Genomic DNA, 26,097 nt, shown 5'->3' with positions numbered 1-26,097 from the left:
GGGATTAATAAAAATTTATAAACAAAAGATCCAGAGATAGAAGGGGGATATGCATGAATTTTCAAAATGAAAAAATATCATTACATTTAGAGGTTGTAAATTACCAATATGCAGATGCAAAAGACGAGTGTGATAGAAATTGGTTAAGAGTAAAAGCGAAACTATCAGAAGAAAATAAAGTTTTTGAAACGATGGATCCTTTTTTACAAACATACGATTTACAGTACATGATAAAATGGTTTGAATCTTTACCAAACCCTACATATAACGAACTAGATTTCATAGAACCAAATTTAGCGTTTGAATTTATGGGGGGAAAAGCAGGGGAGTTTAACATTGTTATTCGCTTATCGCTGGAACTTAACCCCACATGGTGTAAGGAAGAAGAATACGAATTTTCTATCGGTATAACTCAAGAGGATAGGGAGAATATTATTCGTTCTATTGAAGAGCAACAAAGGAAATTCCCAAAACGATAAAAAAAGACTTGATAACCTACAAGAGGGAATCAAGTCTTTTTATTACATACGATTATCATGCCAGAAGTTTAATGGGAAGTGTTCGTTCTCATTATAGGCTTCTAATTCATATCCTCTTTCTTTCAGCCCTTTAATAATTCCAGGTATTGCTTTAACTGATTGTGGATGAATATCGTGCATTAGAATAACTTCTGTTGGGTTTGTAGCACCATGTAGAACGTTTTCTACGATTTTAGCAGATGCAGCGTCTACTGGCATTTTGTTGTATTTCCAGTCTAATGAATCAATTGTCCAGTCCCAAACTTTTAAACCATTTTCTACAACTTTGTTGCGAAGGGCTTCATTTAATCCTGGCATTGATCCGTAAGCAGGGCGTGTTAATACTGGTGATTTTCCTAGAACACCAGCGATTAAGCCTTGGTCTTCTTTCATTTCATCAACGTAATGACCTTCTGTGTACAGCTTCTTGTAGTTATGAGTCATACTGTGCATCCCAACATAGTGGCCTTCAGCATTTTCACGTTTTACAAGATCAGGGAAAGCTTTCACGTTTGAACCAATTAGGAAGAATGTTGCTTTTGCATTTTCACTTTTTAACATATCTAAAAGCTCAGCTGTGTATTTTCCAGGACCATCATCAAATGTTAAGTAAGCAACTTTTCTAACCTGCCCATTATAGTGTTTTGGAGCTTCTTTTGGTGCTAGGGATGTTTGAATTTCACTTACAAGTTGAACAGATTTAGTTTCATCCTCTGTACTTGCTAGAGCAGTATGTGTTGATCCATAAGCAGCTTCGTATGTAAACAATACCCCGACGCATATCAACAGAGCCCTTTTCATTAAAGTTGTCATCCGAATTCCATTGCGCATAATTTTCCTTCTCTCTATAAAAGTTCTACTCTACTATATTAGCAATTTTAGAGGGGGAAATGCAAAAAAACTTTTTTACAAGCGTAAGAAAGTTTGTAAAAAAATATGCAAGATTTCAACGTTTTGCAGGTTTAAAAAAATGAAACAAGAATTGAATGTATGGAACTGCATGTAAAATGGTTCATTCATGTTTTTTGTTTTAGAAAGGGAGGATAAGTATGAAAAAATTAGCTTGTTTACATGCTCATCATTCAAATATTGAATACATTGACCGAGCGTTGCAATCTTTTGGAATCGAAATACTCCATTTTGTAGATCCCATCTTATCACGCATATTAAAAAAAGATTGTGATTTTGAAAAAGAACAAGCACGGAATAATTTAAAAGATATTATAAAGTATATAGCCAAAAGTGATGTAGATACACTTTTATTAACTTGTACAGATTATATTACGCTATTAGATGAGAATTTCAAAATAGACATACCTATATTGAAAATTGATGAGCCATTTTTTGAAATGATTTGTCATGTTGAAGAGCCACAAACAATACTTTTTACAAATAATCGTACGGTTTCAGGAACGATGGAACGTTTAAAACAATACGCTCGGCAGAATAATAAATCCATACAAGTAAAAGTAGAAGTGATAGAAGGGATATTTGAGTTAATTATGCAAGGTCGTAAAGAAGAGCATGATGTTAAATTAGAAAAGTATTTATATGAAATTATGAAAGATAGAAACGAAATGCTTTCAGTTGCACAATTATCGATGGTAGACGCTGCTACAAGGGTAGAAAATATAATAGGAAGGAACATAATAAATCCGTTGAATGCGCTTGAGGAGTATTGTATACAGAGTGTGAATGAACAACCGTGTGAAAAATAAGGAAGAGGATGTTTTTTGTTTTAAAGAACATCAATAAAATTTCACATACCGTATTTAAAAAATAAATATAGGAAAACCAAAAAATAATGTAGAATATATCGTACATACATATGTGAAGGCAACAAAATATATAAAAGAGGTGGACCTATGTTACTTGAAGAAGTAATGCAGCAACTAGAAGAATATGGAACAGAACAAAACCGTAAAATCTTTAAAAATCATGGGGCAAAAGAACCGTTATTTGGAGTTAGTTTTGCAAATTTAAAATTGTTGAAAAAGAAGATAAAAAAGGATCATGATTTAGCAATCTCATTATGGGAAACGAAAAATATGGATGCAATGACTTTAGCAACGATGATTTTAGATCCGAAGAAACTAACGTCAGAACAACTAAATAGATGGGTTCAGGATGTTGATTATTATTGTTTAATGGACGTTCTTATGACAGCTATATGTACGTCGCCAATCGTGATAGAAAGAATGGAAGAATGGACGAAGTCTGATGATGAATGGATTGGAAGAGCTGGTTGGTCATTATTAGCGAATATCGCAATAAAAAATAAAACGTTAGACGATGACTTTTTCTTACCGTATTTAGAAGAGATTAAAGTTCATATACATAATGAAAAAAATCGTAAAAGAGAAGCGATGAATAGAGCTTTAATTGCGGTAGGGGTTCGAAATGAAAGTTTGGAACAACAAGCAATTAAAATCTCACATGAAATTGGAAAAGTAGAAGTTGATCACGGTGAAACGTCATGCAAAACACCAAATGCAGAATCCTATATTAAAAAGACACGAGAAAGAGCTGAAAAGAAGAAAGTAAAATAAGAAGGGATAAGATTATGAAACCAATTGAAGCGGCACAAAGTATTATTACATCACAATTTTCGAATTGTGATGTTGCTTTACTAGGGGGAAGTGTTGCTAGAGGAGAGGCTACGAAAACATCTGACCTTGATATTGTAATATTTGACCAAAGTTTGTCATCTTGTTATAGAGAATCTTTCTATAGTAATGGTTGGCCTGTTGAAGTATTCGTACATAATTTTGAAACGTATAAAACCTTTTTCAAAAGTGATTGTGAGCGCGGACGACCTTCATTACCTCAATTAGTTTCAGAAGGTATTGTGTTAAAAGGAAAAGATGAAATTGTAAAAATACTCAAAAGAGAAGCGAATGATTTATTAAATAAAGGACCAGAAAAATGGACAGAAGAAACGATGAAGCAGAAACGCTATTTTATTACGGATACTTTGGATGACTTCATTGGTGCAACAAAGAGAGAAGAAGAATTGTTCATCGCAAATTTATTAGCTGATTTAGTACATGAATATGTTTTAAGGGTAAATGGTCAATGGCTTGGAAATTCAAAATGGTTTATTAGAGTATTAAAAAGATATGACGAACAATATGCAGACCAATTTGTAGCAGTTTTTGATCATTTTTATAAAACAGGAGATAAAAATGAATTAATTAGTTTTATAGAAAATACGTTAGAGCAGTATGGAGGAAGAGTTTTTGAAGGGTTTTCTATCGGGAAATGAAAAGGGGATATCAAAATGAATGTACCATTCGTTCAATTAAGAGAATTGACACAAGACGATGTAGAAGATCGATATCAATGGTCATTAGATACAGAAGTAACAAAACATTTAGTTGTACCAGATCAATATCCACCGTTCACTCGTGGCGATACGAGAAGGTGGATTGAAACATGCATAAGTCGAGCGAATGGTTATGAACAACGAGCTATCGCTACAAAGGAAGGTATACACATTGGATGGGTAGACCTAAAAAACTTTGATAATACAAATAAAAATGCTGAACTAGGGATTGCAATTGGAAATAAAGAATATTGGGGTAAAGGATATGGAATAGCAGCCCTATACAGTATGTTACAAATCGGTTTTTCTGAATTCAAATTAGAAAAAATTTGGCTACGAGTAGACGAAGATAATTTACAAGCTAGAAAGAGTTATGAAAAAGTAGGATTTGTTTGTGAAGGAATAATGAGAAATGATCGGTTACGTAAAGGGAAGTTCATTCATCGTTATCGCTATAGTATGTTAAGAGAAGAATACCAATCTTTAAATAGTAGCTTATAAAAATATTATGTTAACTTAAAGGGGCAGGATAAATATGATTCGATTACTTACGAAAGAAGATGCGGAAAAATATTGGGACTTACGTTTACAAGCTTTACAAGTAAATCCAGAGGCATTTGTAACAACTTATGAAGAGGCGATTCGCCAGGAAAATCCTATTAAGAGAGTGGAAAGTAATTTAACAGCTACTACTAGTTGTACATTTGGTGCATTTAATGAAGAAAATCATTTAGTTGGAGTTGTCACTTTACTAACAGAAGAGAGAGAGGCGTATAAACATAAAGGTCATATCGTTGCGATGTATGTAGATGCACAAAACAGGCGGAACGGATTGGCACGTGAGTTAATAACAAATGCCATTCAAAGAGCGCGAGATATAAAACTAGAGCAATTGAACTTAGGTGTTGTATCCACAAACGAACCAGCAAAAAAATTATACGGATCAATGGGCTTTAAAACTTATGGAATTGAAAAGAGAGCTTTAAAAATGAATGGTGTGTATAGTGATGATGAAAATATGGTGTTGTTTCTTTAAAGAATACATATATAATAAGAATTGCGAATTTTAATTATATTCATTTTGTTGTATCGTATAACAAGAAACTAAACAAGGGGTTTTAAAATGAAAGCTATTGTAATAGGGATATTGGCATCATTTTTCTTTGCCTTTACCTTTGTGTTAAACCGGTCGATGGACTTAGGGGGCGGGAGTTGGATTTGGAGTGCATCACTACGGTATTACTTTATGGTTCCAATGCTATTACTTATTGTCATGTATAGGGGGAATTTAAAACAACTCTTGCAATATATGAAAAACAATCCGAAAGAGTGGTTGTTATGGAGTATTGTAGGGTTTGGTCTCTTTTATGCACCGCTTAGTTTCGCGGGTGCGTTTGGACCGGGGTGGCTTGTCGCTTCGACTTGGCAAATTACAATAGTTGCAGGGATTTTGTTAACACCATTTTTTGCGGTAGACCCATTACATAAAAAAATTCCAATGAAAGAATTAGTAATGTCAGGCATTATTTTATTCGGTGTTGTTCTTATGCAAGTAGAACACGCTTCTTCTTTAGGGATTCGTGAAACCATTTTATGTGTGGTTCCTGTACTCATTGCTGCGTTTGCATATCCACTTGGAAATAGAAAAATGATGCAAGTATGTAAGGGCGAATTAGATGTCTTCCAACGAGTTCTCGGTATGACATTAGCAAGTTTACCATTTTGGTTTTTACTATCTGGTTATGAAGTATCAACAGGCGGACTACCGTCAAGTAGTCAAGTTTTCCAATGTTTTATTGTAGCAGTTAGTTCAGGGTTAATCGCAACGGTATTATTCTTCTTTGCGACAGATCTTGTAAAAGATGATCCGCAAAAATTAGCAACAGTCGAGGCGACACAGTCTGGTGAAGTTTTATTTGCATTAGTAGGAGAGCTGATCTGGTTATCGGCTCCAATTCCGTCTTCTTTATCGTGGGTTGGAATGAGTCTTGTAATTGTCGGAATGATACTTCATAGTTATGTAGCTGTAGTTGTGAAAAAAGAAGAGAAAATAACGGCGTAATGAGATTAGCTCTTTTTCAATAAAGAGCTAATCTTTTTTCATGAGAAAGGATGGAGATAGGATGTTACAACGTGTTGAGCATTTAGAAATAGATCCCATTAAAAAAGTATTAAAGCATGCGACCGGTCCGAGTGAAGCAAGCTTATTTAAAGCAGTTTCAATGTATAAAAATAATCAGGCAGTGCTATATAAATATGGGAATAGGGGTTGCATAGGTATAGTGCTAATTCATACAAATAGAGCGAGAATGTGTCACATAGCTGTTGATGAAAAATATCGCAATCAAGGAATTGCACTTCAAATGATTAAAGAAATAATTAGGGAATATGAGTTAACATATATTGAGGCTGAGACAGATACAGAGGCAGTCGGATTTTATAAAAAGTGTAAGTTTAAGATTAAAAGTCTAGGAGAAAAACATCCAGGGGTGGAAAGATTTCATTGCTATCTCGAGAATGAACAGCTTAAAAGTATGTGAAATATGTAATTTTACATATTTAGTTTAGTTTGAAAAAAATGATATTTACAGTATATAATAAAGATAATTGGAAAAATATAGATAAATAGAAATTAGGTGTATAACACATGAGAATGGATAAAAGCAAATTTGTGAAAATTGCAGCTTCAATAGGAGTGTCATCTTTTTTATTAACAGGATGTGCTGATAATGATGAAGAGAGTGCACAAAAAGAAAGTAGTGCGGTAAAAACAGATGGTACGAAGCAAGAAAGCGAACAAGAAAAATTAAATTGTGATGATAAAGCGCCAACGACAGGAAATATAGAAAAAGAAGAATTATGTAGAGATAATAATTCACCCGCTTCATTTAATAATGAGAGTTCCAATTTGCCAATACTTCCGTTCGTTGCCGGATATTTATTAGCAAGTAAGACGTCGAATATGTATAATACTGCGAAACCAAATCTTACAAAGAAACCATATGCAAATAATATTATCCCATACCGTGAAAAGGATGAGCGAAGAAGTGGTGGCAGCGGTGGTGGCGGTGGGTATTACGGTGGCACTAGTAGTAATAATGATTCTTCAAAGAAAGTGGATTTGAATAAGCAACAGCCGAACAGTTCAACTAAAGTGACGCCAGATTCAAATACGTCAAAAGCATCTACTACACAAACGCCAAAAGTGAATTCTGGTTCAAATGGAATTGGAAACGCAAAAGCACCAGCTGGATCCTAATTTGAAAGGATAATGGAGAAATGTATACAGAAAAAGAACAGGAAGAGTATATGAAAATCTGGTTTTCTCTTGCAGAAGAGGCTGGTAGAAATGGATTTACATGGCCGAGTTTGTTAGAGAGTGAAGAATGGAATCAATATATGGCAACTAGTATGTATCGTATGCCAGTACGTACATATACTGCAATTTCTAAAGCGACAGAAGAAATTATGTATGTGTTATATAAAACATATCAATACATTACAAATACACCAGCACAATTTCAAAAACTTGGTTTTCCACCAGAGACGTGGGAAATTGCAAGAATGAAACATACTGGTTTATTTTCATATTTTACAAGGCTTGATTTCATCGTAAATCATGATGATATTAAATTAATTGAAGTAAATTGCGATACTCCGACAGGTTATTTAGAACCATCTGTCGCTAATGAAGTATTGTGTCGATATCACGATGTGAATCATCCGAATCATATTGAAGAACACGTCGTTCAAGCTTGGGAACAAATTAAACATGATTACAAAATAAGTCCTGACGAAACGATTTATTTTACAAGCTACGATTGGCATGATGAAGATCATCAAACCGTTCAGTTTTTAAGAAGTTATTGTTTACAGCAACAAACCGATTATGTAGGAATACAAGATATCGTTGTTGCAGATGATGGAATATACACCCCGGCAGGCGATAAAATTAAATACTTATATCGTTTATATCCAATTGAATATTTAGTTTCAGATACTGATAAAAATGGTAAAAGAATCGGTCTGCAATTTTTAAATCATATCGCACAAGGAAAGGTGCAAATTATTAACCCACCGGCTGCTTTTGTTATGCAAAATAAAGGTATGCTCGCATTAATTTGGCAACTTTATGAAGATGAAGTTTTCTTTGAAAAAGAAGAGCGAGAGATTATTAAGGAATACTTCCTTCCAACGTATTTCACAAATAAACGATTCTTAGAAAGAAAAGAATCATATGTTTCAAAACCGTTATTTGGTCGCGAAGGCGGCGGAGTATCTATTTATGACAATGATGAACTATTGGCTGAAGATCAAACAGAGTATTATTTTGAACAACGAAAAATATATCAGCAATATGTAGACATGCCTGACTATACAATTGATACGTGGGATGGACCATATACTGGTAAACTACTTATCGGTTCTCATTGTATTAGCGGAAGAGCCGCTGGACTGTTTTTACGAGTAGGTGAAAGAATAACAGGGAATTTATCGATGTTTACTGGAGTTACGATTGAAGGGTAGCAACATTTGAATTAAAAGGTAATTAACAAAGAGCGCATCATTTGTGATGGGCTCTTTCATATGAGTATAAAGCTTGAATTAAGAGTGCTAGAGTGATCATTGCTTTGATGTAACGCTTTCATTTTGTTTCATTTCAAAAATTTTCATACCATCTTCATCTACAATTTTAATAGAATCTCTAAGTTTAGGCACACCGATATACATAACAGGGTTTTTTATCTTTTCCTTTGTTTTTTTCAATACGTAAGACGATAACTGATGTATCTTTTTCGTCTGTAACTTCTTTTACTGTAATTTTATCGTTTTTATACTTTTCTCCAAATGCTAAATATACCATCCTTTTTCCTTCACTAATGCTATCGTTTGAGTAATGAATCATAGTTGGATCTTCCTGTGCCTTTTCATATAAGTTTGAAGGGCCATATCCACCTTCGTTATATGAAGATTTTTCTAACACCCAAAAATCTTCATATTCATTATTAGAAAAAGTACAGCCACTTAAGCTAATAATCCCTAATATGAAAAGGGGTAATATAATTTTCTTCATTGTGTGCACCTTCCTTTATTAATTTTAAATAAATACACCATAATTTAACTGTTTCCGATATGATAAGAACGATAGGTCTATAGTAATCTGTATGATTATGTTAAAAATTAAGAAAAATATGATAATATATGTATGTATTAGTTTAAAGCAAAATGGGGGAACAATCGTGAAAATGAATGACATAGTGGCGAATACACAATTTCCAAATACAATCGAAACAATTACAAATGATTTAAAAGCATTAGGGATAGAAAAGGGAATGACAGTTATTGTACATTCTTCATTAAGTTCAATCGGTTGGATATCAGGCGGTGCAGTTGCTGTAGTAGAAGCGTTAATGAAAGTTGTTACAGAAGAAGGAACGATAATTATGCCGACGCAATCTTCGGATTTATCCGATCCAAAACATTGGTCAAGACCACCTGTACCAGAAGAATGGTGGCAAATTATTCGGGATAACGTCCCAGCATTTGATCCACGTATAACACCAACAAGGGCAATGGGAGAAGTAGTTGAATGTTTTCGTACATATCCGAATGTATTGCGCAGTAATCATCCACTCAGTAGTTTTGCAGCATGGGGGCAACACGCAGAAGAAATTACAGCGAATCATTCACTTTCCATAAGTTTTGGTGAAGAATCGCCATTACGAAAAATATACGATTTAGATGGATACATATTATTACTTGGTGTCGGTTATGACTCTAATACGTCTATACATTTATCTGAGGTACGTACAGGTGCACGCGAGTTAATAAAGGTAGGAGCACCTATTATAGAAGAAGGTGTAAGAGTATGGAAAGAATTCGTTGAAATGGATTACGATTCTGATACGTTTGTAGAAATCGGAGTTGAATATGAGCTTAAAGGAACAGTTACGCGTGGGAAGATAGGGAATGCGACGTGCCGTTTTATGAGGCAGCGTGATGCAGTTGACTTTGGAACAGAGTGGTTTCGTGCGAAAAATCAGTAAGGGATGGTTATTATGCAGGGGAAAAAAGTATTAATTACGAGCGGCGGCTGCCTAGAAAAATGGGATCAAGTACGTGGGCATACAAATTTAGCAAAAGGTACGATTGGAAGAATTATTGCAGAAGAGCTAATGAAAAAAGGAGCAAATGTTATATATTTGCATGGCTATTTTGCTGAGAAGCCAATGGATGTAAATAACCAATTAGAATTGCACCCATTTGAGGGGATTATTGATTTACAAGATAAGATGAAAAGTATTATTACACATGAAAAAGTAGATGCAGTTATTATGGCTGCTGCTGGCTCAGATTGGGTTGTCGATAAGATTTGTGATCAAGATGGAAATGTTCTTAATATGAACGGAAAGATTTCAAGTGATATCGCTCCAATTATTCATTTTCAAAAAGCGCCAAAAGTATTAAAACAAATAAAGAGTTGGGATCCAGAAACGATACTCGTTGGCTTTAAACTGGAAAGTGACGTAAATGAAGCAGAACTTATTGAAAGAGCAAGCAAAAGAATGGAGGGTGCAAAAGCGAGTGTAATGATAGCGAACTCACCGCATTCTTTATATTCTCGCGGTGCTGTGCATCACGTTATTGGACAAGACGGTAATGTGAAGTTATGTAATGGGAAAGATGAAACTGCAAAAGAAATTGTCAATATGTTAGAGCATTTATGTAATCGTATCACTACTATGTAGATTTAAGCTTTTAGAAAGAGATGCAGTCGCATAGTATATAATGGAGTTAATATTAAATTAGTGGGGGAACGTATCCCTCACTAATTATTAAATTGAATCAAATCAATGAAATAGGCCATTAGCTGCTCGTAAATGTGTAATACATGATATATGCATAATGAACATTTTGTGAGGAGTGGATTGTATGGAACATTTATTAAAGCAAGCTATTAAACTTAGAAATGAAAGGAAATATGCGCAGTCTAGAGAGATACTTATAGGATTAACAAACTTTACGAGGGATGCAGAAGTACTATATCAATGCGCTTGGATACATGATGTAATGGGTCTTGAAACGGAGGCGGTTCCGTATTATGAACAGGCAATTGCGAACGGACTTGATGGTGAATCCCTTTGCGGTGCGTATATCGGTCTTGGCAGTACGTATCGTTGTATAGGGGAATATGATAAAGCGATTACTGTATTAGAAGCAGGGATAAAGAAGTTCCCGGAAAATGACGTGATGAAAGTGTTTTTATCATTAGCAAAATATAACGTAAACGAACATGAAGAAGCGATGAAATTACTGTTAGAGACAGTTGTGAAAGTAGATGAGATAAAAGAATTTGAACGTGCTATTTCATTTTATAAAGACCATTTAAATGAGGTTTTTGAATAGAGGAGAGAAGGAATGAATCCATCAATTTCACGAAGGAAAAAAGGCATTTGGATTGGACTCGTATCTTTAATTATGTTATCAAACTATTTATTGTATGCCCTTCCAATAGTGCCAGCTGCCCCGAAAGAAGTAGTCCTCGGTTCATTATTAGATTTTATGTTTGTAATTCCAGTCATCACATATTTCTTTATTATACGGAAAAGATATTCGTTAACGTATATGTTTCCTGTAGTTATAGCTGGATATGTATTCGCAAGATTTATAATTCCTAGTGATTATTTACAAGCTTTTTCATTTATTTCGTATGTAATAGTTGCTGGAGAAATTGTGTTCGTATGTTTTGAACTGTTTCTTATATATAAAATTATAAGAGTACTTCCTAAAATAATAAAACGATATAAAGAATATAGAAGTGAGTATTCTTCATTTTCTTATGCGATTGATGCAGCATTTGATGCTACTATGAAAAGAAGTAAGGCTGTAAGTATCATTCTTACTGAGTGTAAATTAATCTATTATGCATTTTTATCGTGGCGTGAAAAAGTACCAGATGGTGAATGCACATATTCCTATCACAAAAAGACCGGCGCTATAGGTGTTTATATTATGATTATTCACGCAACAGTAATTGAAAGTATCGGTTTTCACTATTTACTTCATCAATGGAATCCAGTAATAGCTTGGATTTTACTCATACTAAACGTATATGCGATGATTTATTTTTTAGCTGAAATACAAGCGATGCGTAAAAATCCAATTGTCGTAACAGAAGAACAAGTTATCATTCAAATTGGATTAGGAAAGAAAGTTGTATTGCCATTTACACAAATTGATAATATTGCATTCTACAAGGGGGAATCCCTAACAGCAAAAGAAGAAAAAGAGGTGCTGGATGCAACTGTTATGGAGTTCATAAAAGAACCTGCTACTTTTGAAATAACGCTAAAAGAGCCAGTGAAAGTGCAGTTGTTGTATGGATTTACTAAAACAGTAAGTCGTGTTCACTTAAATGTTGATGAGAAACGAAAATTTTATGATGCGGTTACTGAAAGGTTAAAACATATGAATGGTGGATAGTGAAAAACTCCTTCTAAATAAGAAGGAGTTTTATTGTGTAATTGTAGACCGTACACTTCTTTATCGCTATATAAACGGATATAATTAAGACTAGAAATAGCATAAGGGGAAACAAAAAAATGAATAAATTACGAACACCTAAAAGTGAAATTATAGAAAGAAAAATCCGATATGACTCGACAATAGTAGATCACAATTGCTTAATACTTGAAAAGAAATCGCAAAGTATCGTGTTATTTTATGAGGTTCAGTATTCATTTACGATGAATACAAATGATTCGAGTTTAACAATCCCAAAAGGAAGTTACACCATTGCATACTACTGGGAAAATCGTCCGTACAATTTATACATATGGAGAGATAAGAACGGAATGTATTTAGGCGCTTATTTTAATGTTGTAAAAAATACGCAAATAACAGACGAACTAGTGTCATTTGAAGACTTAATTATTGATATTATGGTAATGCCAAGTGGAGAATGTTTTATTTTAGATGAGGATGAGTTACCTGAGCCCTTAGAGAGTTTTGAAGGTGGCTATGTGGATGAAGCTCTTTATGTATTAAAGGAAATAATTCAAAAGTCGCTTCCTCAAATGATTGTAGAGACAGAAATGGTGCGGCTAAAATAAAGTTTAATCGATTTGAAAAGAGAATACGTGTTTAATGAAAATGAGTAGTCTCAAGTTATATGATCTAACTTTTTTGATAAATCTAAGGTTAGAAGCATATTTCTTGGGATTACTCTTTTTTTGTAGGAATTTTGTTGCTTAGTTTCTAAATTGATTTTTAAATTTATCAAATAAGATTGACTGAATCAAGTTCGGTCGTTTATGATTGAATCAGATTCAGTCGTGGTAAAAAACATAGTAGGAGATGACGGATGAAAAGAATATCAAAAGAACCCGATATAAGACGCCAAGAGTTAATGGATATTGGTTTTGAACTATATATGAAAAATGGTATGGGAGGATTTAGCATAAAAGATGTTGTTAGTCGGGCTGGTGTAGCAACAGGGTTGTTTTACTATTACTTTAAATCTAAAGAAGATTTTGTTGATGAGACTTTAAATAGCTTTATTGTGAAAAATATGGAGTTAATTGAAGAAATACTTATTTCAAATGAACGGTCTGTAATGCAGAAGATGAAAGATTCTCTAGATATATTTTGGACATTTATTGAAAAATTAGCACCCTATAAAAATGTGAGTTCGTTTCAGACGGAACAACATTTTCAACTGGAACAGAAATTATTCACACGAATTCAACCATTAATTCGACAAGTAATTGAAGAAGGAGTGAAAACGGGGATTTTTTATACTGACAACTCCTCATTAGCTTCTGGATTTATTTTATACGGTCTTAGCAGTATTGCTCATTCAGAAGTAAAGTTGAATCTAGATACGAAACAAGAAATGGTTAATTTAGTATTAACTACACTACGATACGATCAAAAAGAAGGTGAATGTATATGAAGATTATTATCGATGGAAACAATATTTCGCAAGAGCAACTTACAAAATGGAAAAGAGAACGTATTAAAAAAGCATTAAATACATTAGGACATAAAGGGCCTGAAATAAATGATACAGACGTCATGATAAAAAAGCTAACGAAAGTAAAGTTGGGATATTCATATAATGAAATGTATGATAAACTGAAATCAAAACTTAGATTAAGTGGAATAGGTATGCGTATCTGTACTGTTTTATCTGGTGATAGACGAAAATTTTCAAAAACAAGCATCTATTTAGATGGGATTACAGCAGAAGAAGCTATAAATGGAATTGATAGTTTTATGCTTGAACAATCACGTGAAAATAATCAAGTGAATTTATCGGCTTGTCCTGATCACTATGTACTAAGCCCCTTTGGGGAAAATGAATTAGAGGTTATCGAAACTACAGGTAATTCTCCGTTCCCAGTTCAATTTTTCATTGTTTTTGGTGACGAAACGGGATTGAAAACACCTAGAGATAAGTCTTACCAATACCAATCAACAGGTGTTGCACGTATGAAAGATGGTACTATTATTGGTGGAGTTCGGCATCAATTTAAAGATATTGATACTGGGATAGAAGTAAGTCTAGTTGTTGAGTTCCCAGCACTTTGTCCTAATAGTCTTATTAAATCACATCAAATGCATTTAGCATGTGAGTTTTCTTATTGGTTACAGCGGATTAAGGACCATAAAAAATAGTAAGTGAAAAATACCTTTCAAATAAAGAAATATACAATTTTTATGAATATAAATCGAACTGTATTTCAAACAAACAGTAACGATGTTCAAACGAATCATATGTGTCTTTAAATAAAGACTAGTTAACTTATAGGAAATGTTTTTATAATATGTAGTTAATTCTATAACGTATCGCTGATTGGAAAAACCGAATCCATTCATTTATATGAATCAGTTCAAGGAGGGGGAAGAAGTGGCAGAACTGTTATTCCCTTTATTAAAAGACGAGAAGCAACAAGAAAATAAAATCGTTGGTGAAATGATAGCTGATGCATATGCTTTAAAAAAATAGTGAGAAATAAAAAACTCGCAAGTTTTTAAGCTTGCGGGTTTTCATCGTAAACAATTAATAAATATGATAAAATTAAGAGGTAACTTATGGTACGGTTGGTTGTTCAATTATCACTTCTCCGAGTAGGAGGGGGGTGATAATAAGTGAGTGAAATTGCGTTGTTATTGCAAGGTGGACTGTTTCTCATTGCATTGTTAACGTTTATTGTCGTCTTAATTGACAAGCTCAAAAAATAACAACCCACCTATGCCTATAGAAAGTGGGTTGTTGTGTTTGTACGAAACAAATAGGATAAATGAACAATCCAATCTGCTAAGTTACGTGGACTAGTGTGTAGCCGCACACTAGTCTTTTTTATTTATATACAGGTTTTAATTGTTTTATGTGATTGTATTGTTCTTTTCACACTCATTATAACACAGTGTCTTTTCATGAAGAAAGGAGACCGTATGTTCCTATATGGATTAAATAGAACGTGTAGTTTCTTTAAATAGCCCATCCATATACTGTTTTAAACTTTCCACAAAAAATCCTTTTTTGTCTACATTATTTACGCCGACAATTGGTGATGGAAGATTGTATCTTTTTTCTGATAAATGAACAACAACATCAAAAATATCAAATAGGCGAATGAAGCAGAATAGACCGTCTTTATCACTAAGTAAAATAAAGTAATGGTTTTCGCTCGTTGTATTTAATGTATTCCATAAAGAGCTTTTGCTTAAGTCACGAACGATACTCTTTTCCTTTAATTCCATGAAATCGGCATTTAATAGAATGGTAGAAATATCAATCGCATCTGGATCGTCAAAGTAGCCATCAATTGTTTGTACAGCAAAAGTATAAGCCATTTTTAATACACTCATTTTATATTTACGGTTATCTAAAAGCAATTCACGTTGAATAGAACTAGCTACTTTTGTTACGCGCTCTTCTTTCCAAATTTCATTATGTAATGAAATATCGTGCTTTTTACATAGTTTCATAATTAATGCATTGGAATAAAGTATCTCATCACTTACTTCGACTACATCTGTCTCAGCGGCTGCTAGCTCCTCACCATGCTCATTCGTATAGAGAGGGGAATCGATTTGTTTTTTCATTTGCTCAATCTTATATTGACTTAATTTATGTCTAATTAAAGGACGATCAATATTTGTTGTCATATGTTCATGACATGAATCACAAATTGAATTTATGAAATAATATCCACATAATATCTCTGGAATGACATATTGTTCACTAAGTTCTTTCGTATCTTTTCTGCAAATGATGCATTGTGTCATATTTATCACCTTTACCTGCAAATTTGTCTGTAATCTCATTGTAGTGTATTTAATGGGATTTTGGAATATTGTAAAGGAAAATATTATGTGAAATCTAAGTTTAATTTGGTACAATGAAGAGAAGTGCTAGTTTAAAGGAGGACGTTTTTTTGAAATCGAAAGTGCACTTTTGGACATTAGAAGTGCTGATGGTTGTAGGAATTATATTTATTTGCACAAAAATATCGTTTCTATTTCAACCGATTGGTATCTTCATATCAACATTATTTTTCCCAATTTTAATCGCGTTATTTTTATACTTCATATTTAACCCATTGTTAGTCTTTTTGGAGAATAAAAAAGTACCTAGAGGTTTAGCGATTTTACTACTGTATCTTTTTATCATCACATTAACTGGAGTTGCTATTGGAGTAGTTGTTCCAACCATCTCACAACAGTTAATGGATTTAGTAAAAAATATGCCGACTTACATAAAAGAGGGAAAAGTATACATACAAGATCTATCCCATCATAGATTATTTGAATGGCTATCTACACAAAACTACGTTTCCATTGAGACAATTGAGAAAAATGCAATTGAATACTTAAAGGAAATACCAAACACACTTACGTCGAGTGCAACGGCTTTATTTGGTATTATCACGAACGTGGCGTTAGTTATCTTTACAGTACCGTTCATTTTATTTTATATGTTTAAAGATGGACATGCATTTCCAGGAAAAGCTGTTAGTGTATTACCAGAGTCTTACCGTGAAGAAGGACTTCGTATCATAAAGGAAACGAACGAAACATTATCTGCATATATTCAAGGTCAAGCGCTCGTTTGTATGTTTATTGGTGCCTTTACATTTACTGGTTATTTAATCATCGGTTTACCGTATGCTTTCGTTTTAGGAATTATCGCAGCATTTACAAATATAATTCCGAACTTAGGTCCATTTATCGGAGCAGCACCAGCTGTCATTATAGGTCTGTTCGTATCTCCGATGCAAGCTCTGTACGTAATTATTATAGTAACAATCGTACAACAGTTTGAAAGTAACATCATTTCACCGCGTATTATGAGTTCAAAATTAAATATCCATCCGTTGACAATTATCATCCTTATTTTAGGGGTAGGTAATTTCGCGGGAATTATCGGAATGATTTTAGCAGTACCAGCTTATGCGGTAACAAAAACAGTTGTTTCGAACTTAGTGAGATTGTTTAAGACGAAACGAAGTAAACGGAAATAGAATATGTTGAGAAAGATACACCGCTTAATAAAAAGGGGTGTATCTTTTATTAAGCGGTGTATGAAATACTTATTATTGTATATTTTTCACACATCAAATCAGGCGGTGCAGGCGGTGAATTTTTGTTAAATGAACTATGTGGAATCCCTCTGAACTATCCAAATCATTTCTTTACACCGCGTTATTAACATCATAATTGACTCCTTTCATTTCTAATATTAGTTCAAACAATTATAGGTGAGTGTAGTACTTGCTTCTACGATCACGAATTTCATCTATAATCTTTTTATACTGTTCCTCTTGTTTTACTTCATTTGCAGATATAGTTTCTTTTTGAATCGTAATGGTTAAAAAGAAAAGGTGAAACTTCATACATGAATTCCTCCTTTCGAATAGGAATTACAGGTGACTACAATAATGACTTTGTCGTTCTTTTACGTTGTACATAGCCTGCTCAATTTGTCGGTCATGAAGCATATCAGACTCAGACAGTTTGTTTTTTTGAATGGTAATTGTTAAAAATAATACTCTGAATTTCATTGGATATTACCCCTTTATAATTTATTTAGTAAAGACGATTGTAATAAGAGGACTGACGCTCTTTCACATCATCCATAATATTTTTAATTTGTTGTTCACGAGAAATTTCATCTTTTGAAAGTTTACGCTTTTGAATGGTAATCGTTAAAAAGAAAGCTTTAAATTTCATTAGGATATTACCCCTTTATAATTTATTTAGTAAAGACGATTGTAATAAGAGGACTGGCGCTCTTTCACATCATCCATAATGTTTTTTATTTGTTGTTCACGAGAAATTTCATCTTTTGAAAGTTTGTGTTTTTGAATGGTAATCGTTAAAAAGAAAGCCTTAAATTTCATTAGGAAATTACCCCTTTATAATTTATTTAGTAAAGGCGATTGTAATAAGAGGACTGACGCTCTTTTACTTCGTCCATAATAATTTTAATTTGTTGTTCACGTAAGATTTCAGCTTTTGAAGATTTACGTTTTTGAATGGTGATAGTTAAAAAGAAAGCTTTGAATTTCATTAGGATATTGCCCCTTTAAAAAATATTTTTAATACATTTGTGTATAATACGAACTTTTAATGTCCGTTATTTTATCCATAGTTTGTTTTAATTGTTGTTTACGAAAGATTTCAGCTTCAGATAACGTTTTTTTCTGAAGTGCTGTCGTAAAAAAGAAAATATGAAAAGTCATAGACGAATTCCTCCTTTCGAAAAGGAATTACAGGTGATCGCAATAAAGCACTTGGCGCTCCTTAACATCATTCATAGCTTTTGTAATTTGCTCATTATGAAGAATTTCAGCTTTGGAAAGTGTATTTCTTTGAATCGTAATACTTAAAAACAATACGCTAATAGTCATCGAATGTTGCTCCTTTCTTTAAAAAATAATGTATGAGACTAAAAAATCGCACAAAAAAGCCACAGGAAGATATCTTTTTCCTATGGCTGGGCGTGAAAAAGCCACAGGAAAGTATACGACCTCCTGTGGCGAATTTATGAATTAAAAGAAATAAAGTACGATTTTTAATTCTCCATTAGGGTGGTCGAATTCATATTTAATTGTCCGAAAAACACAGATGCAGTTAACGCTAAAGTTAAAGCATGTAATTGTAATTTCATCATTTCCTTCGACCTCCTTTTAGAATATTTTTCTTACGTTAGTAATTATATACAATTAATGGATAATTGTAAACATAAAAAGTGAAAATTTTTAATTTTGATTAAAATGCGTATATTTAAAAGGGCTTTTTAAAGGATACATTGTATGGATTGGATAATAAATAGAACGTGGGGGTGTCTAATGAAGTATATGAATAGAATAGCAGGTGTTATGCTAACAATTTTATTAGTTGTTACTGCTTGTTCTAATGGGGAGCAAATAAAAGAAATATCACATATTGAACCTGGGGCTTTTAAAAAATATACGGGGACATACGTTGGAAATAATTCCGACGTTATTGCGATTGTTACAAACTTACCTGGTGGTGAAACAGTTCAAAGTTTAAATTTAGAAAATGAAAATATTAAAGTGGAATATGGTGCAAAAGAGAATGGAAATCTTACAGAAGAAATGATTGAGACGTATTGGTTTGATGGGAAGGATACGATGAAGAAGAATTTACTCTTTAATGCTATTTATTTTGCAGTTTTAGTACCGAATGCGAAAGGGTATGAGTTTCGGGTTGAAAATCAAAGTTTTGCATTAAAAAGAGAAGAACTTTTACCCATACTGTATAAAGAATTTAATGATTTGCCAAAGGATGATCTTATATGGAATAAGGGAATCGTAATGAATTTCTTTTACGGTAATCAAGAAAAAATAGAAAAGCTAGTTAATAATAAAGATTTTCGAAAGCAATTTTTTAATGAACATCCTGTGCGGAAATCTAAGTGATATGGAGGAAGATGTGGTTATTTTATGATTGAAAATACGGACATTTTTTTAAGGGAGTCATTCAGTATTGAATGATTCTTTTTTTGATGAAAATTATGGAAAAAAACATAACATTGTGCTATGGTTAATTACATAAGTAATGAACCTATGAACCTAAGGTGGTGAAATCGTGAAACCTACTCTAGAACAAAATAAGTTAATATACATACAAATTGCAGAAACAATTGAATCTGATATTTTAAAAGACATATTACTTGAAGAAGAACAAGTTCCGTCGACAAATCAATTTGCGAAGATGTTACAAATTAATCCGGCTACAGCTGCAAAAGGAGTAAATCTACTAGTAGATGAGGGGATTTTATATAAAAAGAGAGGGATCGGGATGTTTGTTACAAAGGGAGCAAAAGAAGTCGTACTAAAAAAAAGACAGCATGTTTTTATGACTGAGTATTTACCTAAAGTGTGGGAAGAAGCAAAAGTACTAGAAATATCAAAAGACGAATTGATGGACATGATACACAAAATTACGAAGGAGGGGAAAGAGGGATGATTGCACTTGAAACGAAAAACTTGTCTAAAAAATATAAAAAGAAATTAGCTGTTAACGAAGTAACTATTTCATTGGAAGAGCATAAAATATATGGTTTGCTTGGAAGAAACGGAGCGGGGAAAACGACATTATTAAACATACTTGCTGGTCAAATTATTTCAAGTAGTGGAAGCGTATCTGTATTTGGTGAAAATGTATTTGAAAATAGTAAAGCGATGCGAAATATTTGTTTCGTAAAGGTGAAAGAAAACATTAATTTAAGTAGTAAGGTAAAAGATGTTTTTTATTTGTGTAACATGTTTTATGAAAATTGGGATCAAGAATATGCTGAGGAACTTATTAAAAAATTTCAATTGAATGCAAAAGAAAAATATTATGATTTATCCCATGGTATGCAAACAATTGTTGGTATTATTAAAGGTTTAGCTAGTAGAGCACCAATTACTATTTTTGATGAGCCGACTACCGGTTTAGATGCAGCACATCGAGAGTTGTTTTACGAATTATTATTGGAAGATTATAGTGAATATCCACGAACAATCATCTTATCAACACATTTAGTTGAGGAAGTGTCCCATGTTATAGAAAATGTAATCATATTAAAAGAAGGATCGTTAGCTGTTCAATCCTCTGTGGAAGATTTTTTAGAAAAAGGACACATAATATCAGGACATAAAGATAAAGTGACAAATTTTTTAATGGGGAAAAATGTTGTAAAACAAGAGTTGTATGGGAATAAAGAGATTTCTGCGATATGGGGAGATCTTTCTGCTAGAGATTATGAGCTAATAGAAACTGAAGGGTTAGAAATAGGCAGAGTAACACTGCAAAAACTATTTATTTATCTAACAGATAATGAGGTGAAATGAAAATGCTTTTAAAACAATTAAAGTTACATATGAAATTTCATTATAAGGCTATTCTTATCTTTTGGTGTGTGGCATTATTTATAAAATGGACAACAACTGCAACTGATATAAAGGGACTAAAGGTAGCATTTTTACATGATATCTTCAATAATTCATCTATTGCAATTACAATATTTATTGTGGCAAGTGTTTTTCTTGTTCAAGATGACATATTTCGTACAGTTGTCTCATTTGGCGTTACTAGATTACAATTCTTTATTGGTTCAGTATGTTTTATCATATTACAATCAGTAATTTTTTCATTTCTACAAGTTTTGCTTTTACAAGGTACATTTTATGAAACGAAACATATAAATTTAGGAGCACATACAATTGAACAATTCTTTGCACAGTTCGTGTTCTATCTATTATTAGCTAGCTTATTCCAATTAACAACTATTTTTCAGAAAAGATTTAATTGGTTAGGATTTGTCTTTAGTGTGATATTTTTATTCGGATTGGCGAGTACAATGTATGCTGGGATAGGGATAAAAGAATTGGTGTTTATTGATAGTAAAATGTTACTAGAAATACCTAATTTTATATCAGTTTCGATAGTACTTATTTTAATATATATTGTAATTAGTGCCCTGTTTATTCGTAAAGTTTCGTTTGAAGATACGATTTAAATACAAATACTTTAAGAGAGAAGGAAGACTGTATGGGAGATACCTCTTCACTAATAACCGTCTTTTTATGCGTGGCACTGCTAATTTTTTGGCGACGATATCGTTCTATGTATAAGCCGATAAAGGGAACGGGAAAACGTATTTTGTGGCCATTACTATTTTTAACACCGGGTATTTTATTGTTTTTTGGTCCAGTACATCCAGCTATATTACAAGTGACTATAGCAGCATCCATTGGGGTGATTTTCGCAATCCCACTTATATTTCTAACAAACTATGAGCGAAGAGAAGACGGAAACATTTATACGAAAAAAAGTGCTGCCTTTTTAATTACTTTTATCGGAATTGTTATTTTAAGATATAGTTCAAGACAATATATCGTTGGCTTAGATCCGCAAATAATTGGTTTATTATTTTACGTCGTTGCGGTGTCTTATATTATTCCGTGGAGAATTGCTTGTTATATAAAATTCAGGAAAGTTTGGCGGGAAAATAATAATCATGCAATATGAAAACTTCTCATTTGAGAAGTTTTTTATTTTTCTATGTAAGTGAAATAACTTGTTGAAGTGCAAACTACCATGCAATATGATAAATATAAAAAATTGAGGAGAGTGGGGGATATAAAAATGCGTACAATTTTACTTTTTCTAACTAACATGTCTACTGATGAGATAGAAAGTATTAGAGAAATACACGATCCTTTATTTGGTTTAATTCCTCCCCACATAACAATTGTATTTCCTTTTGAAGGTAATATTTCAAATGATGAATTGAAATCACATATTTCGAATCTAGCAAAAGGGATAGGTACAATTGAGATTAAGTTTGCAAGTGGTGTAACTAGTATAGGAGGCTATTTATTTTTAGAAATTGAGCAAGGAAAAGAACAAATAGAAAAACTACATGATAAATTGTATACAGGCCCCTTATTACGATTTTTGAAAAGAGACATTCCATACATACCACATGTAACAGTTGGGAGAAAAGATAGCACAGAGTTAGCAACTGAAATAGCGAAGGATATTCCTAGTTTTCATGAGAAGTTAAATTGTGTAATTGATAGAATTAGTGTGGAACGAATTGGTGAGAATGGAGAATCAATTATTGAATTTGAAGTACCATTGCAAAAAAGCTGACAAAAGTCAGCTTTTTTATTTCGAACTAGGAAGTAAAGCACCAATTGCACCACTATAACCGCCGTCTTGTAAAAAGACTGGTATTTTGTTTTGATATTCTGTATAGCTACTAATAATATTTTGAAGATGTACGTTATTACATAGAGTAGAACCGATGTAAATGATATGGTCAATATTTTTTGCTTCGGCGAATTGAAGACTTAATGCTGTGACGACTTCACCGACAAGTCCTTGAACGGTAGCTAGTATATCTGAACTACTATAATTTGAGTCTGTAATGGTCGCTTTTCCGAAATTGCTAGCAGTTAAGTTATTATCAAGAGGGGAGAGAATCCCGCCATAAATATCTCCAACTGTAATATCTAGACTGTTTCTTGAACCAATTTTCGTAAGCGGAATCACGTCTTCAAAATGATCTATATTTGTTAATAGTTTTGAAAGACCCATAATAGTACCACCGCCAACTCCAGTTCCACCAGCGCGAACATATTGCTTGTCGTGAACATAGTGAATGGAAGTACCTGTACCGATATTTGTTAATACAAAGCTGTTTATAGCACGTTTTTCTTCTTTTAGTATGTATCGTACTCCTGCTAAAGTAGCTTCAAACTCGTTTAATTCTACTATTTTATATGAACTTGAAAGGAGTTGTTCTAAATGTGTAGCTTTACCACCTGTAATGCATAATTGTGTAATTGAATTATTATTATGAAGCCATTCTTTAATTCTTTCATGTTCATATGAATAAAATTTTTCAAAAACTAATTTGTTCATTTCGTTAAAGTAAGCAATTTTTGTTAATGTTCCCCCAGCATCAATACCAACAACATTCCGCATTTTCCTACCCCTTACTATGTGATCTGTTTAATCAGCTTGATATATTAATAGCTTTTCAATGGTAACGATTGATTGACCGTTTACAGAGGCAATTCCTTTCCCAAGAACAAAACCTCGTCTGTTACGTGTTAATTCATAATGTAAGTCAAGTTTATCACCGGGATACGCATTTTCATGAAATTCCACCCCATCTAAAGAGGAGAGGAAACCAAGACCTTCAGATTCACCTGTACTTACAAAAGCACTAAGTTGAGCCAGTGCTTCTACAATTAGCATATGAGGCATATAGTTTTGATTTTCATTAATAAACCACTCGTTATTTGTGATCAGTTTGTATCCTGTAGCTGATTGAGATTCTTTAACGTTTGTAATTTTATCAATCATTAAAAATGGATAGAGATGGGGAAGAGTATCTTTAATATTCATATCGTACCTCCAGGAATAATAATACCCCTGCTAAAGTTAAGCAGGGGAGTTATTATTAATTCTTAACTAATTCTTCTATTTTTTCAATAGAGAAAATACCGCTATTTTTAATGTTTTCAACTACTTCTTGTAATACTACTTTATCTTGAACAAGTGCAATACGAACAAAACCTTCGCCATGAGGACCAAATGCATGGCCTGGTGTGACAACGACATTTGCACGATCCATAAGTGCATAAGCGAACTCTAGCGAAGTCCATCCTTTCGGAATTTCAGCCCAAACGAACATACTTCCAGCTGGTTTATCGACATTCCAACCGAATTTGCGGAATCCGTCCACTAAAGTATCTCTACGTTCTTGGTAAATTCCACGGTTTTTTTCGCAAAATGCAGCGCCGTGTCGTAATGCAGCGGATGCAGCTTTTTGAATTGGTAAAAACACACCGTAATCTGTATTAGACTTAAATTGCGTAAGCGCGCCGACAATTTCTTCGTTACCAATCATATAACCAATACGGCTACCAGCTAAACTATAACTTTTAGATAAAGAATTAATTTCAACGCCAACTTCTTTTGCACCAGGTACAGATAAGAAGCTAATTGGCTTTTGACCATCAAAATAAAATTCAGCATAAGCAAAATCATGGACAACGATAATATTATGTTTTTTCGCGAATGCGATTACCTCTTTAAAGAAATCTTCATGTGCCATTGCTGGAACTGGATTTCCTGGGAAGTTCAAAATCATCATCTTTGCTTTATTGGCGATTTCTTCAGGGATAACTTCCAAGTTAGGTAAGAAATCATTTTCTTTTTTTAATGGCATGTAGTAAGATGTTGCACCGGCCATTTGAATTCCTGTTTCATAAGCCGTATATCCAGGATCAGGAACTAATATAATATCTCCCGGATTTGCAAAAACCATCGGTAAATGAACGAGTCCGTCTTGTGAACCCATTAATAATAAAACTTCTTTATCGGCATTTAAAATAACGTTATGAGTGTTGTTGTAATATTCAGTTACAGCTTCGTGAAATTCTTGAATACCAGATAATGTATATCCGTAACTTTCTTTTGCACTTGCTGTATGTACCATTTCTTCTCTCACAAAATCAGCAGGAGGCATATCAGGATTCCCGATACTTAAATCGATCATTTTATGACCTGCTGTAATTTTCTCTTTTTTATAGGCGCCTAATTCACTAAATATAGAAGATTGGAATGCTTTCATTCTAGTTGCTAAAGTGTAAGTCATCAAAACCCCTCCTAAAAACAGTGTTTTCTTTCTGTATTTTTAATTATTCTGAAAACACATGTTTACATTTTATCATTTTTTTATGAAAATTAAAACGATTGACAAATTCAGAGGGAGGATAATAAGGGGGAATATAAAAATAACGTAGAAAATATTTTCTACGTTATAAATGAAGATTAATTGTTTGTTTTTTTATATGTACATGTTTTTTCAGTTGTAAAAAAGTATACATTTAATTCATTATCGACAACTTTTAAAGATTGATCTGATGTAAACGAGTTACCATAATCAATACGATACACGTTAGAATTTTTAACAAACGATCCTTTAAATAAATCCTCTTTTTTAGTTGTTGTTTGCATTTCCACTAAATTGTGAACAACCTTTTCTTTCTTTTCTTCTTTTACAACTGTTTCAAATTTATAATACACAGGGCATTCACCTTTTTTATTATCAATGACTTCCCAAGAACCGTATATATCATTATTGCTACATCCACTAAGTAGAACGATTAATATAGGGAAAATAAATAGAAGCTTTTTCATTGTGTACTC

The 26,097-nt window shown here is 33.0% G+C and carries 38 protein-coding genes and 2 pseudogenes; 26 read left to right on the top strand and 14 right to left on the bottom strand.

Annotated elements, in window-relative coordinates:
• Positions 1-53: 53 nt before the first annotated feature.
• A complete protein-coding gene (locus ABH960_RS17665; protein WP_002032758.1) occupies positions 54-479 on the top strand; it encodes a WapI family immunity protein in 426 nt (141 codons plus the stop codon).
• Between the two features lie 42 nt (positions 480-521).
• Here the strand turns inward: ABH960_RS17665 and ABH960_RS17660 are convergent, their stop codons facing one another.
• A complete protein-coding gene (locus ABH960_RS17660; RefSeq protein ID WP_404447100.1) occupies positions 522-1,349 on the bottom strand; it encodes a peptidoglycan-N-acetylglucosamine deacetylase in 828 nt (275 codons plus the stop codon).
• 218 nt (positions 1,350-1,567) lie between these two features.
• Here ABH960_RS17660 and ABH960_RS17655 point away from each other — a divergent pair, with 218 nt between their 5' ends.
• The 9 genes from ABH960_RS17655 to ABH960_RS17615 all read left to right on the top strand — a co-directional run bounded on the left by ABH960_RS17655 (position 1,568) and on the right by ABH960_RS17615 (position 8,370).
• Positions 1,568-2,236, top strand: a complete 669-nt coding sequence (locus ABH960_RS17655; RefSeq protein WP_404447097.1) for a hypothetical protein — start codon at positions 1,568-1,570, stop codon at positions 2,234-2,236.
• A gap of 147 nt (positions 2,237-2,383) precedes the next feature.
• Positions 2,384-3,067, top strand: a complete 684-nt coding sequence (locus tag ABH960_RS17650) for a DNA alkylation repair protein (RefSeq protein ID WP_404447094.1) — start codon at positions 2,384-2,386, stop codon at positions 3,065-3,067.
• A gap of 14 nt (positions 3,068-3,081) precedes the next feature.
• Complete coding sequence (locus ABH960_RS17645; protein WP_404447091.1) at positions 3,082-3,783, top strand: nucleotidyltransferase domain-containing protein; 702 nt, start codon at positions 3,082-3,084, stop codon at positions 3,781-3,783.
• 15 nt (positions 3,784-3,798) lie between these two features.
• Positions 3,799-4,344 carry a GNAT family N-acetyltransferase gene (locus tag ABH960_RS17640; RefSeq protein ID WP_113937529.1) on the top strand — a complete coding sequence of 182 codons (546 nt, stop codon included), beginning with the start codon at positions 3,799-3,801 and terminating at the stop codon, positions 4,342-4,344.
• Positions 4,345-4,378: 34 nt separating this feature from the next.
• Positions 4,379-4,879, top strand: coding sequence for a GNAT family N-acetyltransferase (locus ABH960_RS17635; protein WP_113937528.1), 501 nt, complete (start codon positions 4,379-4,381; stop codon positions 4,877-4,879).
• An 87-nt stretch (positions 4,880-4,966) separates the two neighbouring features.
• Positions 4,967-5,905: a DMT family transporter gene (locus ABH960_RS17630; RefSeq protein WP_113937527.1), complete on the top strand. Its 939-nt coding sequence runs from the start codon at positions 4,967-4,969 to the stop codon at positions 5,903-5,905.
• Positions 5,906-5,966: 61 nt separating this feature from the next.
• Entirely contained in the window at positions 5,967-6,383 is a 417-nt protein-coding gene (locus ABH960_RS17625) for a GNAT family N-acetyltransferase (protein ID WP_404447086.1), read from the top strand.
• Positions 6,384-6,490: 107 nt separating this feature from the next.
• Positions 6,491-7,102, top strand: coding sequence for a hypothetical protein (locus ABH960_RS17620; RefSeq protein WP_404447083.1), 612 nt, complete (start codon positions 6,491-6,493; stop codon positions 7,100-7,102).
• Between the two features lie 20 nt (positions 7,103-7,122).
• A complete protein-coding gene (locus ABH960_RS17615) occupies positions 7,123-8,370 on the top strand; it encodes a glutathionylspermidine synthase family protein (RefSeq protein ID WP_404447080.1) in 1,248 nt (415 codons plus the stop codon).
• A 96-nt stretch (positions 8,371-8,466) separates the two neighbouring features.
• Here ABH960_RS17615 and ABH960_RS17610 read toward each other — a convergent pair.
• Positions 8,467-8,917 (bottom strand): annotated as a pseudogene (locus ABH960_RS17610) (hypothetical protein).
• Positions 8,918-9,089: 172 nt separating this feature from the next.
• On the opposite strand from ABH960_RS17610, the gene ABH960_RS17605 reads away from it, so the two are divergent.
• From ABH960_RS17605 to ABH960_RS17565, 9 genes and pseudogenes are all read left to right on the top strand, one after another.
• A complete protein-coding gene (locus ABH960_RS17605) occupies positions 9,090-9,890 on the top strand; it encodes an AAC(3) family N-acetyltransferase (RefSeq protein WP_125930143.1) in 801 nt (266 codons plus the stop codon).
• A gap of 12 nt (positions 9,891-9,902) precedes the next feature.
• Positions 9,903-10,592, top strand: a complete 690-nt coding sequence (locus tag ABH960_RS17600; protein ID WP_404447078.1) for a phosphopantothenoylcysteine decarboxylase domain-containing protein — start codon at positions 9,903-9,905, stop codon at positions 10,590-10,592.
• Positions 10,593-10,776: 184 nt separating this feature from the next.
• Entirely contained in the window at positions 10,777-11,250 is a 474-nt protein-coding gene (locus tag ABH960_RS17595) for a tetratricopeptide repeat protein (protein ID WP_404447075.1), read from the top strand.
• Between the two features lie 12 nt (positions 11,251-11,262).
• Positions 11,263-12,327: a hypothetical protein gene (locus ABH960_RS17590; RefSeq protein WP_404447073.1), complete on the top strand. Its 1,065-nt coding sequence runs from the start codon at positions 11,263-11,265 to the stop codon at positions 12,325-12,327.
• Between the two features lie 119 nt (positions 12,328-12,446).
• Positions 12,447-12,956, top strand: coding sequence for a ribonuclease FAU-1 family protein (locus tag ABH960_RS17585; RefSeq protein ID WP_001038143.1), 510 nt, complete (start codon positions 12,447-12,449; stop codon positions 12,954-12,956).
• 251 nt (positions 12,957-13,207) lie between these two features.
• Entirely contained in the window at positions 13,208-13,798 is a 591-nt protein-coding gene (locus ABH960_RS17580; protein ID WP_002127831.1) for a TetR/AcrR family transcriptional regulator, read from the top strand.
• On the top strand, positions 13,795-14,523 hold the full coding sequence (locus ABH960_RS17575) for a hypothetical protein (RefSeq protein ID WP_404447069.1): 729 nt from the start codon (positions 13,795-13,797) through the stop codon (positions 14,521-14,523). Before ABH960_RS17580 ends, ABH960_RS17575 begins: the two co-directional genes overlap by 4 nt.
• A gap of 217 nt (positions 14,524-14,740) precedes the next feature.
• Positions 14,741-14,854, top strand: a pseudogene (locus tag ABH960_RS17570) (alkanesulfonate monooxygenase); the annotation flags it as partial.
• Positions 14,855-14,997: 143 nt separating this feature from the next.
• Positions 14,998-15,090, top strand: a complete 93-nt coding sequence (locus tag ABH960_RS17565; RefSeq protein WP_001289318.1) for a putative holin-like toxin — start codon at positions 14,998-15,000, stop codon at positions 15,088-15,090.
• Between the two features lie 228 nt (positions 15,091-15,318).
• Here ABH960_RS17565 and ABH960_RS17560 read toward each other — a convergent pair whose 3' ends face one another.
• On the bottom strand, positions 15,319-16,140 hold the full coding sequence (locus ABH960_RS17560) for an HNH endonuclease (protein ID WP_000189680.1): 822 nt from the start codon (positions 16,138-16,140) through the stop codon (positions 15,319-15,321).
• 149 nt (positions 16,141-16,289) lie between these two features.
• Between ABH960_RS17560 and ABH960_RS17555 the strand changes: the two genes are divergently transcribed.
• Positions 16,290-17,375 carry an AI-2E family transporter gene (locus ABH960_RS17555; protein WP_000837889.1) on the top strand — a complete coding sequence of 362 codons (1,086 nt, stop codon included), beginning with the start codon at positions 16,290-16,292 and terminating at the stop codon, positions 17,373-17,375.
• A gap of 231 nt (positions 17,376-17,606) precedes the next feature.
• On the opposite strand, the gene ABH960_RS17550 is transcribed toward ABH960_RS17555, so the two are convergent.
• Genes ABH960_RS17550 through ABH960_RS17520 form a run of 7 tightly spaced genes read right to left on the bottom strand, consistent with a single transcriptional unit; the run spans position 17,607 to position 18,764 of the window.
• Positions 17,607-17,747 (bottom strand): YrzI family small protein, encoded by a 141-nt coding sequence (locus ABH960_RS17550; protein WP_002065956.1) that lies wholly within the window; start codon positions 17,745-17,747, stop codon positions 17,607-17,609.
• Positions 17,748-17,774: 27 nt separating this feature from the next.
• The gene (locus ABH960_RS17545) at positions 17,775-17,915 is read right to left on the bottom strand and encodes a YrzI family small protein (protein WP_000672237.1); all 141 of its coding nucleotides are present in this window, start codon (positions 17,913-17,915) and stop codon (positions 17,775-17,777) included.
• A 25-nt stretch (positions 17,916-17,940) separates the two neighbouring features.
• Positions 17,941-18,084 (bottom strand): YrzI family small protein, encoded by a 144-nt coding sequence (locus ABH960_RS17540; RefSeq protein ID WP_002013394.1) that lies wholly within the window; start codon positions 18,082-18,084, stop codon positions 17,941-17,943.
• Positions 18,085-18,110: 26 nt separating this feature from the next.
• Positions 18,111-18,254, bottom strand: a complete 144-nt coding sequence (locus ABH960_RS17535; protein WP_000668953.1) for a YrzI family small protein — start codon at positions 18,252-18,254, stop codon at positions 18,111-18,113.
• 26 nt (positions 18,255-18,280) lie between these two features.
• Positions 18,281-18,424: a YrzI family small protein gene (locus tag ABH960_RS17530; protein WP_000668987.1), complete on the bottom strand. Its 144-nt coding sequence runs from the start codon at positions 18,422-18,424 to the stop codon at positions 18,281-18,283.
• Between the two features lie 28 nt (positions 18,425-18,452).
• Positions 18,453-18,596 carry a YrzI family small protein gene (locus tag ABH960_RS17525; protein ID WP_000142704.1) on the bottom strand — a complete coding sequence of 48 codons (144 nt, stop codon included), beginning with the start codon at positions 18,594-18,596 and terminating at the stop codon, positions 18,453-18,455.
• Positions 18,597-18,623: 27 nt separating this feature from the next.
• The gene (locus tag ABH960_RS17520; RefSeq protein ID WP_000156202.1) at positions 18,624-18,764 is read right to left on the bottom strand and encodes a YrzI family small protein; all 141 of its coding nucleotides are present in this window, start codon (positions 18,762-18,764) and stop codon (positions 18,624-18,626) included.
• A gap of 441 nt (positions 18,765-19,205) precedes the next feature.
• On the opposite strand from ABH960_RS17520, the gene ABH960_RS17515 reads away from it, so the two are divergent.
• The 6 genes from ABH960_RS17515 (at position 19,206) to ABH960_RS17490 (ending at position 23,025) form a co-directional block, all read left to right on the top strand.
• Positions 19,206-19,799, top strand: a complete 594-nt coding sequence (locus ABH960_RS17515; protein WP_404447061.1) for a DUF4825 domain-containing protein — start codon at positions 19,206-19,208, stop codon at positions 19,797-19,799.
• Between the two features lie 169 nt (positions 19,800-19,968).
• Entirely contained in the window at positions 19,969-20,349 is a 381-nt protein-coding gene (locus ABH960_RS17510; protein ID WP_000805181.1) for a GntR family transcriptional regulator, read from the top strand.
• On the top strand, positions 20,346-21,218 hold the full coding sequence (locus ABH960_RS17505) for an ATP-binding cassette domain-containing protein (protein ID WP_012261132.1): 873 nt from the start codon (positions 20,346-20,348) through the stop codon (positions 21,216-21,218). The genes ABH960_RS17510 and ABH960_RS17505 overlap by 4 nt, the downstream gene beginning before the upstream one ends.
• Complete coding sequence (locus ABH960_RS17500; RefSeq protein ID WP_404447056.1) at positions 21,215-21,886, top strand: DUF4052 family protein; 672 nt, start codon at positions 21,215-21,217, stop codon at positions 21,884-21,886. The genes ABH960_RS17505 and ABH960_RS17500 overlap by 4 nt, the downstream gene beginning before the upstream one ends.
• 32 nt (positions 21,887-21,918) lie before the next feature.
• Positions 21,919-22,398, top strand: a complete 480-nt coding sequence (locus ABH960_RS17495) for a CcdC family protein (RefSeq protein WP_016127147.1) — start codon at positions 21,919-21,921, stop codon at positions 22,396-22,398.
• A gap of 117 nt (positions 22,399-22,515) precedes the next feature.
• Positions 22,516-23,025: a 2'-5' RNA ligase family protein gene (locus ABH960_RS17490; protein ID WP_404447053.1), complete on the top strand. Its 510-nt coding sequence runs from the start codon at positions 22,516-22,518 to the stop codon at positions 23,023-23,025.
• Positions 23,026-23,040: 15 nt separating this feature from the next.
• Here ABH960_RS17490 and coaW read toward each other — a convergent pair whose 3' ends face one another.
• The 4 genes from coaW to ABH960_RS17470 form a co-directional block, all read right to left on the bottom strand.
• Positions 23,041-23,862, bottom strand: a complete 822-nt coding sequence (gene coaW, locus ABH960_RS17485) for a type II pantothenate kinase (RefSeq protein ID WP_404447050.1) — start codon at positions 23,860-23,862, stop codon at positions 23,041-23,043.
• A 27-nt stretch (positions 23,863-23,889) separates the two neighbouring features.
• Positions 23,890-24,288 carry a 3-hydroxyacyl-ACP dehydratase FabZ family protein gene (locus ABH960_RS17480; protein ID WP_404447047.1) on the bottom strand — a complete coding sequence of 133 codons (399 nt, stop codon included), beginning with the start codon at positions 24,286-24,288 and terminating at the stop codon, positions 23,890-23,892.
• 55 nt (positions 24,289-24,343) lie between these two features.
• Entirely contained in the window at positions 24,344-25,543 is a 1,200-nt protein-coding gene (locus ABH960_RS17475; protein ID WP_404447044.1) for an LL-diaminopimelate aminotransferase, read from the bottom strand.
• Positions 25,544-25,719: 176 nt separating this feature from the next.
• Entirely contained in the window at positions 25,720-26,088 is a 369-nt protein-coding gene (locus ABH960_RS17470) for a hypothetical protein (protein ID WP_113937515.1), read from the bottom strand.
• Positions 26,089-26,097 lie beyond the last annotated feature (9 nt).

This window comes from Bacillus sp. RC252 (assembly GCF_044909215.1).
Taxonomy (GTDB): Bacteria; Bacillota; Bacilli; order Bacillales; family Bacillaceae_G; genus Bacillus_A; species Bacillus_A mycoides.
This window is presented reverse-complemented; position numbering and strand designations above follow the sequence as displayed.

Bases quoted from the DNA above. Each gene is read 5' to 3' on its own strand.
- ABH960_RS17665 (WP_002032758.1), top strand. From the start codon at position 54: ATGAATTTTCAAAATGAAAAAATATCATTACATTTAGAGGTTGTAAAT.
- ABH960_RS17660 (WP_404447100.1), bottom strand. From the start codon at position 1,349: ATGCGCAATGGAATTCGGATGACAACTTTAATGAAAAGGGCTCTGTTG.
- ABH960_RS17655 (WP_404447097.1), top strand. From the start codon at position 1,568: ATGAAAAAATTAGCTTGTTTACATGCTCATCATTCAAATATTGAATAC.
- ABH960_RS17650 (WP_404447094.1), top strand. From the start codon at position 2,384: ATGTTACTTGAAGAAGTAATGCAGCAACTAGAAGAATATGGAACAGAA.
- ABH960_RS17645 (WP_404447091.1), top strand. From the start codon at position 3,082: ATGAAACCAATTGAAGCGGCACAAAGTATTATTACATCACAATTTTCG.
- ABH960_RS17640 (WP_113937529.1), top strand. From the start codon at position 3,799: ATGAATGTACCATTCGTTCAATTAAGAGAATTGACACAAGACGATGTA.
- ABH960_RS17635 (WP_113937528.1), top strand. From the start codon at position 4,379: ATGATTCGATTACTTACGAAAGAAGATGCGGAAAAATATTGGGACTTA.
- ABH960_RS17630 (WP_113937527.1), top strand. From the start codon at position 4,967: ATGAAAGCTATTGTAATAGGGATATTGGCATCATTTTTCTTTGCCTTT.
- ABH960_RS17625 (WP_404447086.1), top strand. From the start codon at position 5,967: ATGTTACAACGTGTTGAGCATTTAGAAATAGATCCCATTAAAAAAGTA.
- ABH960_RS17620 (WP_404447083.1), top strand. From the start codon at position 6,491: ATGAGAATGGATAAAAGCAAATTTGTGAAAATTGCAGCTTCAATAGGA.
- ABH960_RS17615 (WP_404447080.1), top strand. From the start codon at position 7,123: ATGTATACAGAAAAAGAACAGGAAGAGTATATGAAAATCTGGTTTTCT.
- ABH960_RS17605 (WP_125930143.1), top strand. From the start codon at position 9,090: ATGAATGACATAGTGGCGAATACACAATTTCCAAATACAATCGAAACA.
- ABH960_RS17600 (WP_404447078.1), top strand. From the start codon at position 9,903: ATGCAGGGGAAAAAAGTATTAATTACGAGCGGCGGCTGCCTAGAAAAA.
- ABH960_RS17595 (WP_404447075.1), top strand. From the start codon at position 10,777: ATGGAACATTTATTAAAGCAAGCTATTAAACTTAGAAATGAAAGGAAA.
- ABH960_RS17590 (WP_404447073.1), top strand. From the start codon at position 11,263: ATGAATCCATCAATTTCACGAAGGAAAAAAGGCATTTGGATTGGACTC.
- ABH960_RS17585 (WP_001038143.1), top strand. From the start codon at position 12,447: ATGAATAAATTACGAACACCTAAAAGTGAAATTATAGAAAGAAAAATC.
- ABH960_RS17580 (WP_002127831.1), top strand. From the start codon at position 13,208: ATGAAAAGAATATCAAAAGAACCCGATATAAGACGCCAAGAGTTAATG.
- ABH960_RS17575 (WP_404447069.1), top strand. From the start codon at position 13,795: ATGAAGATTATTATCGATGGAAACAATATTTCGCAAGAGCAACTTACA.
- ABH960_RS17560 (WP_000189680.1), bottom strand. From the start codon at position 16,140: ATGACACAATGCATCATTTGCAGAAAAGATACGAAAGAACTTAGTGAA.
- ABH960_RS17550 (WP_002065956.1), bottom strand. From the start codon at position 17,747: ATGAAGTTTCACCTTTTCTTTTTAACCATTACGATTCAAAAAGAAACT.
- ABH960_RS17545 (WP_000672237.1), bottom strand. From the start codon at position 17,915: ATGAAATTCAGAGTATTATTTTTAACAATTACCATTCAAAAAAACAAA.
- ABH960_RS17540 (WP_002013394.1), bottom strand. From the start codon at position 18,084: ATGAAATTTAAAGCTTTCTTTTTAACGATTACCATTCAAAAGCGTAAA.
- ABH960_RS17535 (WP_000668953.1), bottom strand. From the start codon at position 18,254: ATGAAATTTAAGGCTTTCTTTTTAACGATTACCATTCAAAAACACAAA.
- ABH960_RS17530 (WP_000668987.1), bottom strand. From the start codon at position 18,424: ATGAAATTCAAAGCTTTCTTTTTAACTATCACCATTCAAAAACGTAAA.
- ABH960_RS17525 (WP_000142704.1), bottom strand. From the start codon at position 18,596: ATGACTTTTCATATTTTCTTTTTTACGACAGCACTTCAGAAAAAAACG.
- ABH960_RS17520 (WP_000156202.1), bottom strand. From the start codon at position 18,764: ATGACTATTAGCGTATTGTTTTTAAGTATTACGATTCAAAGAAATACA.
- ABH960_RS17515 (WP_404447061.1), top strand. From the start codon at position 19,206: ATGAAGTATATGAATAGAATAGCAGGTGTTATGCTAACAATTTTATTA.
- ABH960_RS17505 (WP_012261132.1), top strand. From the start codon at position 20,346: ATGATTGCACTTGAAACGAAAAACTTGTCTAAAAAATATAAAAAGAAA.
- ABH960_RS17500 (WP_404447056.1), top strand. From the start codon at position 21,215: ATGAAAATGCTTTTAAAACAATTAAAGTTACATATGAAATTTCATTAT.
- ABH960_RS17495 (WP_016127147.1), top strand. From the start codon at position 21,919: ATGGGAGATACCTCTTCACTAATAACCGTCTTTTTATGCGTGGCACTG.
- ABH960_RS17490 (WP_404447053.1), top strand. From the start codon at position 22,516: ATGCGTACAATTTTACTTTTTCTAACTAACATGTCTACTGATGAGATA.
- coaW (WP_404447050.1), bottom strand. From the start codon at position 23,862: ATGCGGAATGTTGTTGGTATTGATGCTGGGGGAACATTAACAAAAATT.
- ABH960_RS17480 (WP_404447047.1), bottom strand. From the start codon at position 24,288: ATGAATATTAAAGATACTCTTCCCCATCTCTATCCATTTTTAATGATT.
- ABH960_RS17475 (WP_404447044.1), bottom strand. From the start codon at position 25,543: ATGACTTACACTTTAGCAACTAGAATGAAAGCATTCCAATCTTCTATA.
- ABH960_RS17470 (WP_113937515.1), bottom strand. From the start codon at position 26,088: ATGAAAAAGCTTCTATTTATTTTCCCTATATTAATCGTTCTACTTAGT.